Origin of the sequence: Pleomorphovibrio marinus, assembly GCF_003347495.1 — a bacterium.
Taxonomy (GTDB): domain Bacteria; phylum Bacteroidota; class Bacteroidia; order Cytophagales; family Cyclobacteriaceae; genus Pleomorphovibrio; species Pleomorphovibrio marinus.
Window position 1 is genome coordinate 490,208 of record NZ_QCXY01000003.1, and the last position, 13,827, is coordinate 504,034.

At 45.8% G+C, this 13,827-nt stretch carries 6 protein-coding genes; 4 read left to right on the plus strand and 2 right to left on the minus strand.

Annotation, left to right across the window (positions count from 1 at the left end):
* The first annotated feature begins 44 nt into the window (after window positions 1-44).
* The gene (locus tag DB520_RS11220) at window positions 45-2,159 is read left to right on the plus strand and encodes a beta-galactosidase (protein ID WP_157972036.1); all 2,115 of its coding nucleotides are present in this window, start codon (window positions 45-47) and stop codon (window positions 2,157-2,159) included.
* Window positions 2,160-2,180: 21 nt separating this feature from the next.
* On the opposite strand, the gene DB520_RS11225 is transcribed toward DB520_RS11220, so the two are convergent.
* The gene (locus DB520_RS11225) at window positions 2,181-4,394 is read right to left on the minus strand and encodes an FG-GAP-like repeat-containing protein (RefSeq protein ID WP_198675301.1); all 2,214 of its coding nucleotides are present in this window, start codon (window positions 4,392-4,394) and stop codon (window positions 2,181-2,183) included.
* Between the two features lie 282 nt (window positions 4,395-4,676).
* Between DB520_RS11225 and DB520_RS11230 the strand changes: the two genes are divergently transcribed.
* The 3 genes from DB520_RS11230 (at window position 4,677) to DB520_RS11240 (ending at window position 12,621) form a co-directional block, all read left to right on the plus strand.
* Entirely contained in the window at window positions 4,677-5,972 is a 1,296-nt protein-coding gene (locus tag DB520_RS11230) for a glycoside hydrolase family 2 TIM barrel-domain containing protein (protein WP_114749803.1), read from the plus strand.
* Between the two features lie 6 nt (window positions 5,973-5,978).
* Window positions 5,979-9,293, plus strand: a complete 3,315-nt coding sequence (locus DB520_RS11235) for a VCBS repeat-containing protein (protein WP_157972038.1) — start codon at window positions 5,979-5,981, stop codon at window positions 9,291-9,293.
* 124 nt (window positions 9,294-9,417) lie between these two features.
* Complete coding sequence (locus DB520_RS11240) at window positions 9,418-12,621, plus strand: VCBS repeat-containing protein (RefSeq protein WP_198675302.1); 3,204 nt, start codon at window positions 9,418-9,420, stop codon at window positions 12,619-12,621.
* Between the two features lie 220 nt (window positions 12,622-12,841).
* Here the strand turns inward: DB520_RS11240 and DB520_RS11245 are convergent, their stop codons facing one another.
* Window positions 12,842-13,441 (minus strand): hypothetical protein, encoded by a 600-nt coding sequence (locus tag DB520_RS11245; protein WP_114749806.1) that lies wholly within the window; start codon window positions 13,439-13,441, stop codon window positions 12,842-12,844.
* Window positions 13,442-13,827: the final 386 nt, after the last annotated feature.

Sequence of the window (13,827 nt, forward strand, 5' to 3'; positions counted from 1 at the left end):
CGTCAAATTTTGGCGGTTTTTTTCTACTACTAAAACGAATGCGCGTGATTATAAAATTAAATCTATCCATCCTGTTTCCTCTTTTACTTTCTATAGCCTGCACAAATGAAAAAAATAATGGCTTACCTGAGGGTAAAACAGTATTGTTTACACCTAGAAGTTTAAATTTGAACCTGCCTTATATTTCACCGAACCAAGAATATGATTTCTTCAAATCAGAAAATTCAATAATCTTCGAACCTGAGGATGAAAAAAACCATGTCTTAATCAAGGACGAAAATCATAAGGTGGAATTTAATAACATCAATTACTTAGTGATTGAGGTGTATTCCGATTCTGATTTTTCCAACGTACTAAATTTGGACTTTTTCAAAAAGGACACAGAAAAAAATGAACCCCAAATCAGTGCAAGGATAGGCATCAACCCCAGGCTAAAGACCAAGCTCATATTCCCTATTTCCTACCTGGATGGTCAGGAGATTTTTATGCAGCGATTTCCCAGACAGTTAAAAGGGACAGTTTTGGGTAGACGGATATCTCCTCAGGAAATAGGCCAGATATCCATCAGGCTAAGGCCGGTTAAGAAAGGTTTTTACCAACCAAAATTGCTTATCAATAACGCCTATTTCTCTGAAAACCTACCTGATCCATTTGAACCTCTTTCCATGCCAGTAATAGATAAACTCGGCCAATGGAAAGACAAAAATTGGGAAGGTAAAACGGCATCTGAGGATGAGATGATAGAGAGGGTCAGGCAACTTGATGAAAGAATTTCAACCGCCTCATTCCCGAATGGGTGGAGTAAATATGGTGGAGATAAAAGTTTAAAATTAGCAGGTAAGGGTTTCTTTCGCATCCAACAAAAAGACGGAAAATGGTTTTTTGTGGATCCAGATGGATATGCTTTTTTGAGTACAGGGGTTGATGTGATGAATCCCGTTTCCTTTGGGCCGGTAGATGGAATTGAAGACCTTTTTGAATGGCTACCAGGAGAGGATGAAACTTTTGCTGCTGCCGTCACCAACGACAGAGGACAAGAACAGGTCAGTTTCCTGACTTCCAATCTAATCCGGGTTTTTGGGGATAATTGGAGAAGTAAATGGGAGCTTATGTCTGCCAATTTAATGAAAACCTGGCGCTTCAATACCATTGCCAATTGGTCGGACTCTTCCTTTATCGCTAGCCAGCGCTTACCCTATATGATTCCATTGAGGGGATTCCCTTCCACAGAAATTGCTATTTTCAGGGACTTCCCCGATGTTTTCGATCCTTCCTACAGAGAAGCTGCTAAACAATTTGCAAGTCAATTGGAAGCCTATAAAAATGACACCCTGCTCATTGGTTACTTCCTAAGAAATGAACCGCATTGGGGTTTTGGAGCCCATAATTTAGCCTTTGAAATGCTCAGTGTAAAGCAAAATTCCACTACCAAATCAGAATGCATCAATTGGTTATCTTCAAAATACAATGAAAATATTAGTTCCCTTAACGAAGCATGGAACACAGATTTTGAGGATTTTGGGTCCATTCAGGAGTATGAAATAGATCAGTTGGAATTTAGTAAAAAAGCAGAGGAGGATTTATGGGAGTTTTCAGGTTTGATGGTGGATGAATATGTAAAAGTAGTTTCGGAAGAAACTAAAAAGGTAGACCCCAATCATTTAAACCTGGGAATGAGGTTTGCATCTATAAGTACTGATCTTTTTTACAGAACCGGTGCTTACGTAGATGTTTTTTCTATCAACCAATACAGCTCTCCCCACCCCCCTCCTACTCATGAAATTTATGAAAAAACGGGTAAGCCCGTCATTATCGGAGAATTCCATCATGGGGCTACTGACAGGGGTTTGCCCGCTTCAGGGATCCGGGCGGCAAAAAACCAAGAGCAAAGAGGCGTGGCTCTTAGACACTACCTCGAACAGGGGTTTGCAAGAGATGAGGTGATAGGGATGCATTATTTTCAATGGAATGACCAACCTTGGACGGGTAGGTATGATGGGGAAAACTATCAAATAGGAGTAATGGATGTAACCCTCCGGCCTTATTCGGAATGGACAGATGCCGCCAAGACTACCAATGAAAGGCTATATGATGTAGCTACGGGTAAAGAGGAACCCTTTTATCAAATTATAGAAGATGTACCCTATATCTATTATTAAAAATCTACTATAAAATCTTGATCAATGGTGGGGTTGGCCTTTGGAAGTCAACTCCACTTTTTTTGGGAAGAGTTGAACTGGATCTTCCTTGTTTTGGTAAATTTCCCAAAAAGTATTCGGATCAATATCGGTATAAATTGTGTTGGAATATACTTTATCTGGCCATCTGACTTCTATTGAATCGATTTTTCGGACAGCATTTCCCAACCCAATCTCTTGTTGTAAGGGAGAGGACCCAAAGCTTCCCCCGGTGCTGACTGTATTAAATATCTCCCTCCTGGATCCATCCTCATAGGAAACCGATAATTTGATCCTGGCACCTATAGCCGAGCGGTTAGCCTTGCTTCCATGAAGTTTTAACCTGATCCAATTATTGCTATTTCCGGGGTTTTCAAACAAAACATTTCTATATATATCACCTTCAAAGGCACCACCCATCACACAATAAATATCCTGATCTCCATCATTATCCATATCTCCAAAAGCGATCCCATGGCCTTTTTGCAAATGTCCAAAGCCACCCTCAAAAGTCACATTAGTGAAACTCTCCCCATTTTCGTTCAAAAACATCTGGGAAGGTATAAGGGAATGAAGCTCTGGAACTCCCGTTCCCACGTAAAAATCAGGATAACCGTCGTTATTGATGTCTCCAAAATTACTTCCCATACTAAACAAAGGAACTTGTAAGCCTGCTTCCCTGCTTATATCCGTAAATGTTAAATCACCATTGTTTCTATATAACTTTGGCAAAGAAGCCCCAGTAGGTAAACCCAAGAAACTTGCGGCTACTGAATAAGGGACCGTTTCCTCTGTACCGTACCCGGAAACAAAAATATCCAGAAAGCCATCCTGGTCATAATCCCAAAACCAAACTGGAAAACTGTGAAAGGGATTCCCCACCCCTGCAATTTCCGTGATTTCCTCAAAACTGGGATGCCCTTTAGATGGAATTTGATTGATAAACAGCCTGTTTTTACCTCCTAAAACAGACATATATACATCTGGGTATCCATCATTATTGATGTCCCCCCAGCTTACTCCTTTTACAAAATCCGACACATCCAATCCTGCTTGTTTGGCTTCATTTCGAAAGGTGCCATCCCCATTGTTCATAAATAATTCACACGGGTAATTTTTTCTACCTGGTATGGATGCGAAATTCAATGTCTCTCCCTTGGATTCATTTCCGATAAAAAGATCCAGCCAACCATCATTGTCCACATCTACCCAAGAGGCCGTTTGGGTAGGATATTGGGATAAAATTCCTGCTTCAAAGGTAACGTCTTCAAAAGTTCCGTCTCCGTTATTTTTCAATAGGGAATTGGGAATTTCCCCCTCTGATCCCTTCCATGCTCCTCGCATTAGGAGAATATCCGGATACCCATCGTTATTGTAATCCCCATGAATCAAATTAAGGCCTCCGGTAATTCCCAATAATCCCGCCTCTTTGGTCTTATTGACAAATGTCCCATTCCCTTGATTTTCATAAAAAAACAATTGATCACTCATCCCGAATGAACTGGTCATAATATCAAGAAACCCATTTCCCGTAAAATCTTCCATCGCAACTCCACCGGACAAACCATTGGTATCGATTCCCAAACTACCTGCCACATCCCTAAATGGCTCTATATCTATTGTTTTATCCGTGTTTAGAATAGGAATCAACAACTCATGAGGTATTTCTTCTGGATATTTCCCCAGGGTCATTGCTGCAATATGATACAGCCACCTGCTGTGTAGATCACCTGGGTTATTTCTTAATAACAAAGCATAAAATTCCATAGCTTTTTCTGATCCCAACTCCCACTGGTGTTGGGCGGCAGAACTTATCGGCAAAATACAGGACTGGTGATTATGATAGCGCAGGCAGTTCTCCTGTTCACCTAAACGTAGGTAAGCAATACCTAATAGTCCGAAAATCTCTCTCACATCTGCATCTATATAATCCATAATAGGATCCTGATTCCTTAGGATTTCCTGCAATATTTCAATGGCAGACCATGTATTTCCTGCATTTAGGCTTTCTTTAGCTGAAAGATATTTATATTTCCATTGCTCTTGATCATCAGGAGATTCCTCTGCTAACTTTTTGAATAAAGTTGCCCTCCTGGAATTCAAATAAATGTTTATCTCTGGGTTTTCTTCATTCCTTGATTTTTTTAAAAGATTGATCATTTTTACCGTCCCTTCTGGCCGGCCTTCCAACCCTACCGTGTCCAAATTGATGGTCATTTCATTTTCAAAAGACCCAAAAAGGAGGGTTCTCCCCTTATTGCTTTTTTGGCAGGAAAATAATAAACATATCCCCATAACCACCATAAAGAAGGGGTTTGAATAAAGTAGTTCAACTTTGTATTTATATGATTTCAAATTCTGGTTAATTACAGTTCAGGACAATCCGGAATAATTTCAAAAGCCTATTCGGATTATGTTCAAAGATAAGAGGTATCTTCATTTTAAATCAAAGCAAAATTCCTTAATTTGCCCAAGACTCAATCCCAAATCACCTGAAAAATGAAAAAGATTTTTTTCCCATCTCTTATTCTCTTTGTAATTATGTCTACCCTTGGTCATTCTCAAAATTTATCTGACCAAAAACCTGTAAGGGTAGAATTGGAAATGCTTCCGGACAACAGCTATCAATTTCTCCGCAATGGAGAGCCCTACTACATTAAAGGCGCAGGGGGGAGTCAATATATTTATAGAGTAGCCGCATATGGAGGAAATTCCATCCGAACCTGGAGTACACAAAACGGAAAAGAGGTCCTTGATTCTGCACATAAAAATGGACTGACAGTCTTGATGGGGCTGAGTGTGGCACGTGAAAGGCATGGGTTTGATTATGATGACGAAGACGCAGTGGAAAAACAGCTTCAGAACCTAAAAAAAGAGGTGGAAAAATATAAATCTCATCCCGCATTACTTGCTTGGGGGATAGGAAATGAATTGAACCTTGAGTACACCAACCCAAAAGTTTGGGATGCAGTGAATGATATCTCGAAAATGATTCATGAAATAGATCCCAATCACCCAACCACCACCGTTTTGGCGGGTACTAATAAAGCAGTAATAGATCTAATAAAAGAAAGATGTACTGATATTGATTTACTTTCCATCAATACTTATGGAGGATTGGAAAGTTTACCAAGAACCCTTCAAAATGTGGGATGGGACGGTCCCTACATGGTAACCGAATGGGGGCCTACCGGGCATTGGGAAGGATTACAGACAGAGTGGGATATAGCCATTGAAGAAACCAGTAGTGAGAAAGCGGCTGTTTATAGACGCCGCTATAACTATTCCATGAACCGAGACAAGAAAAAGTGTCTTGGTTCCTATGTTTTTCTCTGGGGGCAAAAACAGGAAAGAACTCCAACCTGGTATGGTCTGTTTACCGAAGCTGGAGAGGAGTCAGAGGTGTTGGATGTAATGCATTTCCTTTGGTCTGGGAAATGGCCTGAGAACAAGGCCCCACATATCTATTCTTTGCAATTGGACAATCGAAATGCGGTGGATAATATTTACCTTCAGCCAAACGAGGAATACAAAGTCTTGGCTATTGCAATTGATCCTGAAAATGAGTCATTGGCGTACAGGTGGGAAATTCTCCCGGAACCAAAAGAATTCAGTGTTGGGGGTGACCGAGAAGACAGACCCAAACCTGTGCCCGGTCTTATTTCTTCCTCCGGAGAGGGATTAGCAACTATGAAAGCTCCTGAAAATGAGGGTCCATACAGGGTATTTGTCTACGTTACGGATGGCCAAAACAAAGTAGCTACTGCCAATGTGCCCTTTTTTGTCAAACCTTAGGGACTAGTGAAAAATTGTCTTTATCTAATGAATATGGTGGGGAATCAGTGGGTTGTTTTTATTGTGGGTCTGCTTCTTCTGTGTGCATGCAAGAAGGACCAGGAAAACAGGCGGTTTAGAGAAGTGTCTGCTTCTCATTCATCTATTAAATTTGAAAATAAATTAACAGAGTATCAAAACTGGAATTACCTGCTCTATTACTATTTCTATAACGGTGGAGGGGTAGCCATCGGAGACATCAATAATGATGGCTTGCCAGATATTTTTTTTACGGGTAATCAAGTGAAAAACAAACTGTACCTGAATAAGGGGAATTTCATCTTTGAGGATATTTCCGAAAAAGCAGGGATAGAAGGTGGCGATTCCTGGTCCACCGGAGTGACAATGGCAGATGTAAATGGGGACGGATTACTCGATATTTATGTCTGTCACTCGGGTAAATTTTCCAACAGGGCCAATCAGCTTTTTCTCAACAATGGGGATTTGACCTTTTCCGAGGTTGCTAAGGAGTGGGGAGTAGATGACCCAGGTTATTCTACTCAGGCAGTTTTTTTTGATATGGATAATGATGGGGATTTGGACATGTACCTATTGAACCACCCCGTTGATTTCAATAAAACAGTAAACCTCCAAATGAATATCGGAACCCCTGAGCATGGTTCTGACAAGCTTTTTAGAAATGAAGGAGGTCATTTTCAGGACATTACTGACCAGGCTGGGATTAACAGGTATGGATACGGATTAGGAGTCGTTGTGGCTGACTTTGACCAAGATGGATTTACCGATATCTATGTAGCAAATGATTTTCTTACTCCGGATTACCTCTTCATCAACCAGGGAGATGGTACATTTCGGGATGACATAAAAAATTCAATCGGACATACCTCCCATTTCGGTATGGGAGTGGACGCAGTTGATATAGACAATGACGGTTGGCTGGATATCATGGAGTTGGATATGATGCCTAAAGACCATTTTAGGAAGCATACAAATACGAAAGAAGTAAGCCGAAACATGTTTTGGAGAAACGTGAACATAGGACACCATTACCAATACATGATCAATACCCTCCAACTCAACCAGGGCATCAGGCCGGACGGGAAGGGACCTGTATTTTCTGAAATTGCCCAATTAGTAGGCGTAGACAGGACTGACTGGAGCTGGGCGGTACTTATGGCAGACTTTGACAACGACGGCTGGAAGGATATATTCATCACCAACGGCATACGCAGGGATGTCAATGACAATGACTATTGGAAAAACAGTAGGAATACCAACACGGAACTAATATTAGATCGAGCAGACATAGAAAAAATCCCGGTCCATCCCGTAGCCAACTTCGCCTACCGGAATGAAGGGGGGCTGCAGTTCTCCGACGTAGGTGCCGACTGGGGACTGGATTTGAAGGGTTTTTCCAATGGGGCCGCCTATGCGGACCTGGACGGGGACGGGGACCTGGACCTGGTGGTCAACAACCTGGACGGGCCCGCCGCGGTGTATGAAAACAGGTCCGCGCAGATGGACTCCCTGCACTTTCTCAGGGTCTCCCTGCGGGCACCCGGCGGCAACAGGTTCGGGCTGGGAACAAAGGTGCAGCTTTGGCAGAACGGGGATACCCAGTACCAGGAACTCACACTTACACGGGGTTTCCAGTCCTCCGTGGAGCCCGTGCTCCATTTCGGGCTGGGAAAAAACGGCAAAGTGGACTCCCTGGAACTGGTCTGGCCGGGAGGCCTGAGGGAAATGCACTATAACCCCAAATCCGACCTCCATCACGTGCTGGAAAAAGGTACAGGCATACCCTCCCCAGAAAAAACCTCAAAACCACCCCTGTTCAGGGCGGTGGAAAACCTTTCCCTAGGCGTGGACTTCTCCCACCGAGAGGATCCCTACAACGATTTCGACACCGAAATACTGCTCCCCCACAGCCTTTCCCGGATAGGGCCTGCCCTGGCCTCGGCCGATGTCAACGGGGACGGACTCGATGACTTCTACATCGGAGGAGCCAGAAACCAGGCAGGAAAACTCTACCTGCAAAACCCGGACGGCACATTTTCCGCCAGCGGGACCGGGCATTGGGAAAAAGATGCCGCCTACGAGGACACAGGGGCACTCTTTTTTGATGCCACCGGGGACGGAACCATGGACCTCTATGTGGCCAGCGGGGGAAACGACCTGCAGGAAGGCTCCCCACTGCTGGAAGACAGACTATACCTAAATGACGGCAAGGGCGGATTCGGGAAAGCCGAACTGGCACTGCCCGGCAACGGGATCAGCGGACAGGCAGTGGCGGCCGCGGACTTTGACGGGGACGGGCTCACCGATGTCTTTGTGGGGGGAAGGCTGGTCCCCGGAAGCTACGGGACCTACCCCAGAAGCTTCCTGCTCAAAAACTCCGGGGGGAAATTCACTGATATCACTCCTGAACCCTTGAAGCATCCAGGGATGGTGACGGCCGCGATCTGGCTCGACGTGGATGCCGACGGACGCCCCGACCTGGTGCTGGCCGGGGAATGGATGCCCATAAGGATCTACAGAAACACCGAAAACGGCTTCAGTGAGATCACCGAAGAGATGGGGCTGGGGAAGAGTTCCGGCTGGTGGGAGAGTCTGGCAGCAGCGGACCTGGACGGGGACGGGATCCCTGAAATAATCGCGGGAAACAAGGGCATGAACCACAGATACAGGGAAGGGGACGGATTACCCATGGTCCTGTACACCGGCGACCTTGACGGAAACGGGGGACACGGTATAGCCGTTGCCTATACGCAAAACGGCAGGCTGTATCCGGTAAGGGACAAAAACGCACTGGGGGAGCAGAACCCCTCGGTAAAAAGGGCATTTGTCGAATATGCCTCCTTTGCCGCCGCGGAGATCGACCGTATCTACCCGGCTGAAGTCCTGGACAGGGCCAAAAGGCATACCGCGGAGGAACTCCGCAGTGTGGTCCTGCGCAAAAAGGAGGGGAAATATGAAACCGAGCCCCTGCCGGTGGAGGCGCAGTTCTCCACTGCAAGGGCGATCATCCCCCACGATTTCACCCGGAACGGAAACCTGGATTTACTCATAGCGGGAAACAGGCATTTCACCGAGGTAAACACCCCCAGGAGCGACGCATCCCCGGGGGTGCTGCTCGAAAACGACCAGGGTCAGGGGTGGAGGACCATCAGGTACAGGGACAGCGGCTTCTTTGCCCCCGGGGATGCCAGGGCCATGGCACTGCTTTCCAATAAAAACGGATGGACTGTCGTTCTGGCTAACAACGACGGAAAACCACAGTTTTTCTCCTTCCCAAAATCAATTCCTAATCCCCAAGAATAGCCATTAAACAATGAGGATTTTCAAACCACTATTTATAAAAGTATCCTTCCGGAAAACTTCCCTTACTATCTGGGTTTCGGCCTTATTTTTATTTGCACATTGCAATCCTACTGTACAACCTGAAATGAAGTTTTCCTTATTACCGGTAAAAGATACAGGGATTGATTTTACCAATACCATAGAAGAGGAGGATTATTGGGCTTACCTGGACTACTACTATTATTATAATGGAGGAGGAGTGGCCATTGGAGATATCAATAATGATGGATTGCCTGACATCTATTTTACGGGTAACCAAGTAAAAAACAAACTATACCTCAATAAAGGAAACTTCCAATTCGAAGACATCACAGCATCTGCAGGGGTAGAAGGCGGAAGGTCTTGGTCCACAGGCGTGACCATGGCAGATGTAAATGGAGATGGGTTTCTGGATATTTATGTCAGTGTTTCGGGAAAATACGGAAACCGGAAAAACAAATTGTATATTAATAATGGGGACTTAACTTTTACTGAGCAGGCAGAAAATTTTGGAATAGCCGATGATGGATATTCTACCCAGGCTGTGTTTTTTGATTTTGACAATGATGGCTGGCTGGACCTATATGTGCTTAATCATCCTATTGAATTTGACAGAAAATCGGACGAATACCTGGCCAGGTTGAAAACCCCTAATAAATTCATCTCCGATAAATTATACCGGAACACCGGAAAAGGCCATTTCGAAGATATTAGTGAAACCATGGGTATCCATCATTTCGGTTATGGGTTAGGGGTTATAGCTGCAGACTTTGACCAGGATGGTTATACAGATATTTATGTTGCCAATGATTTCAATGCAGCAGATATTTTATACCTCAATAAAGGTGGAGAGAAATTTGAAAATGATATCTCTAATGCCATGGGACATATCTCCTTTTTTGGGATGGGAATAGATGTCGGAGATATTAATAATGATGCCATGCCTGACCTTATGGTTCTGGACATGATGCCTAAGGATCATTATAGAAGGCACACCAATACCAAAGAAATGAATTACCATGCCTACATGAGGAATGTAGATTTAGGAAATCATTACCAATACATGATCAATACCCTCCAACTCAACCAGGGCATCAGGCCGGACGGCAAGGGACCTGTATTTTCTGAAATTGCCCAACTGGCGGGGCTGGACAGGACAGACTGGAGCTGGGCCGTACTCATGGCCGATTTTGACAACGACGGCTGGAAGGATATATTCATCACCAACGGCATACGCCGGGATGTGAATGACAATGACTACTTTCTCAATTATATCAACGATAATGAGGAAAGAAGAATTGGAAGAGCAGACATAGAAAAAATCCCGGTCCATCCCGTAGCCAACTTCGCCTACCGGAATGAAGGGGGGCTGCAGTTCTCCGACGTAGGTGCCGACTGGGGACTGGATTTGAAGGGTTTTTCCAATGGGGCCGCCTATGCGGACCTGGACGGGGACGGGGACCTGGACCTGGTGGTCAACAACCTGGACGGGCCCGCCGCGGTGTATGAAAACAGGTCCGCGCAGATGGACTCCCTGCACTTTCTCAGGGTCTCCCTGCGGGCACCCGGCGGCAACAGGTTCGGGCTGGGAACAAAGGTGCAGCTTTGGCAGAACGGGGATACCCAGTACCAGGAACTCACACTTACACGGGGTTTCCAGTCCTCCGTGGAGCCCGTGCTCCATTTCGGGCTGGGAAAAAACGGCAAAGTGGACTCCCTGGAACTGGTCTGGCCGGGAGGCCTGAGGGAAATGCACTATAACCCCAAATCCGACCTCCATCACGTGCTGGAAAAAGGTACAGGCATACCCTCCCCAGAAAAAACCTCAAAACCACCCCTGTTCAGGGCGGTGGAAAACCTTTCCCTAGGCGTGGACTTCTCCCACCGAGAGGATCCCTACAACGATTTCGACACCGAAATACTGCTCCCCCACAGCCTTTCCCGGATAGGGCCTGCCCTGGCCTCGGCCGATGTCAACGGGGACGGACTCGATGACTTCTACATCGGAGGAGCCAGAAACCAGGCAGGAAAACTCTACCTGCAAAACCCGGACGGCACATTTTCCGCCAGCGGGACCGGGCATTGGGAAAAAGATGCCGCCTACGAGGACACAGGGGCACTCTTTTTTGATGCCACCGGGGACGGAACCATGGACCTCTATGTGGCCAGCGGGGGAAACGACCTGCAGGAAGGCTCCCCACTGCTGGAAGACAGACTATACCTAAATGACGGCAAGGGCGGATTCGGGAAAGCCGAACTGGCACTGCCCGGCAACGGGATCAGCGGACAGGCAGTGGCGGCCGCGGACTTTGACGGGGACGGGCTCACCGATGTCTTTGTGGGGGGAAGGCTGGTCCCCGGCAGCTACGGGACCTACCCCAGAAGCTTCCTGCTCAAAAACTCCGGGGGGAAATTCACTGATATCACTCCTGAACCCTTGAAGCATCCAGGGATGGTGACGGCCGCGATCTGGCTCGACGTGGATGCCGACGGACGTCCCGACCTGGTACTGGCCGGGGAATGGATGCCCATAAGGATCTACAGAAACACCGAAAACGGCTTCAGTGAGATCACCGAAGAGATGGGGCTGGGGAAGAGTTCCGGCTGGTGGGAGAGTCTGGCAGCAGCGGACCTGGACGGGGACGGGATCCCTGAAATAATCGCGGGAAACAAGGGCATGAACCACAGGTACAGGCAAGGGGACGGATTACCCATGGTCCTGTACACCGGCGACCTTGACGGAAACGGGGGACACGGTATAGCCGTTGCCTATACGCAAAACGGCAGGTTGTATCCGGTAAGGGACAAAAACGCACTGGGGGAGCAGAACCCCTCGGTAAAAAGGGCATTTGTGGAATATGCCTCCTTTGCCGCCGCGGAGATCGACCGTATCTACCCGGCGGAAGTCCTGGACAGGGCCAAAAGGCATACCGCGGAGGAACTCCGCAGTGTGGTCCTGCGCAAAAAGGAGGGGAAATATGAAACCGAGCCCCTGCCGGTGGAGGCGCAGTTCTCCACTGCAAGGGCGATCATCCCCCACGATTTCACCCGGAACGGAAACCTGGATTTACTCATAGCGGGAAACAGGCATTTCACCGAGGTAAACACCCCCAGGAGCGACGCATCCCTGGGAGTGCTGCTCGAAAACGACCAGGGTCAGGGGTGGAGGACCATCAGGTACAGGGACAGCGGCTTCTTTGCCCCCGGGGATGCCAGGGCCATGGCACTGCTTTCCAATAAAAACGGATGGACTGTCGTTCTGGCTAACAACGACGGAAAACCACAGTTTTTTTCCATGGAAGAATTTTAGCGGTCCTGCAACCACTTATTTACCTTCCTTACAGATTTTACAAAAAACATAATTGGCTCAAAAATGAAATAATCTGCATTCTACCTCTGATTTAAAAAAACAGTATTATACTACCTGTTTTTTTAAGCCTTTTTTATAACCTTAATGCTTAGTGAAATTTTAAAACGCTCAAAAGGAATCCTTGTACCCCTCAGGGCCCTAGTTAAGTTTCTTCCTTTCCCTATTGGGAAGATACCTTCTCAGTTGCAGTATCTTTTTTTAATTTCCATTGAAATTTGAACCCCACAGCAGGATAATCGTCCCCTTGACCTTGAGACAAAGAATAGCCATATCCCCATCCCGCGTGTATATTGATCGCCCCCCTCCCGCTTCCAAAGGACCGCTGAATACCATAGTGAATGTTTACCATAGCGGCAGGTTCCATACCAAAATAATACCTTCTCATCATAGGTTGGGAAAAAATGGTCCTCACTGCAAAATAGTTTCCCGCATTGTTAAAAGAGTTTACTCCTCTTTTTCTAAGATTGTCCCTTTGCACATAAAACCTTTCGGTAAGGGAAACAAATCCTGCAACTTCAGGAAGTACCCAAGAGTAGTCAAAGACTCCTTCTGAAGTTATCCTTGCCCCCGGGCCAATCCCCCCCATCACCTCAAGCAAATTATTCTGCCCTGTGACAAGGTACTGTACTGCGTTAACCCCGTGAAAACCGGCTTCCATTGCTCTATAGTTAAACAATGGCAATACCTCATCGAAGTAGGTCTGGCAATGAGATCTTGAAACCAAAAAAAACAAAAACAATCCAGTTAAAACTCCACGCATATTTCAACTTTTACCTTCGTAAAAATAGCTCAAAAAATCCCAGAACCTATTTCGAAGAGCAGGAAAGAAGTTCCTAATTTAATGGCTAGGATAGCCCAAAAATAATCTTCCCTTTATCCCAACTACTGTAATGATAATCTACCCATTTTACACCAAGATAATTTTGGTTAAATCAGTAAAAGATGGTGATTCCAAATAAAAGTGTAACCATTTGAAAACCTCACCTTTATGGGTATCTCCTTTTTTTACTAAGCATGTGTAATAAGTTCTCAGGTATTGTCCTTCTATGTTCTCCCCTTTTTTGTCTTTCATGAAATCAGGACAAGGTGTAATAACCTGTCCTCCTTGTACTTTGGTGGAAAGAAAAATTTAGACTATTTAATCAC

Bases quoted from the DNA above. Each gene is read 5' to 3' on its own strand.
- DB520_RS11225 (WP_198675301.1), bottom strand. From the start codon at position 4,394: ATGACCATCAATTTGGACACGGTAGGGTTGGAAGGCCGGCCAGAAGGG.
- DB520_RS11230 (WP_114749803.1), top strand. From the start codon at position 4,677: ATGAAAAAGATTTTTTTCCCATCTCTTATTCTCTTTGTAATTATGTCT.
- DB520_RS11240 (WP_198675302.1), top strand. From the start codon at position 9,418: ATGAAGTTTTCCTTATTACCGGTAAAAGATACAGGGATTGATTTTACC.
- DB520_RS11245 (WP_114749806.1), bottom strand. From the start codon at position 13,441: ATGCGTGGAGTTTTAACTGGATTGTTTTTGTTTTTTTTGGTTTCAAGA.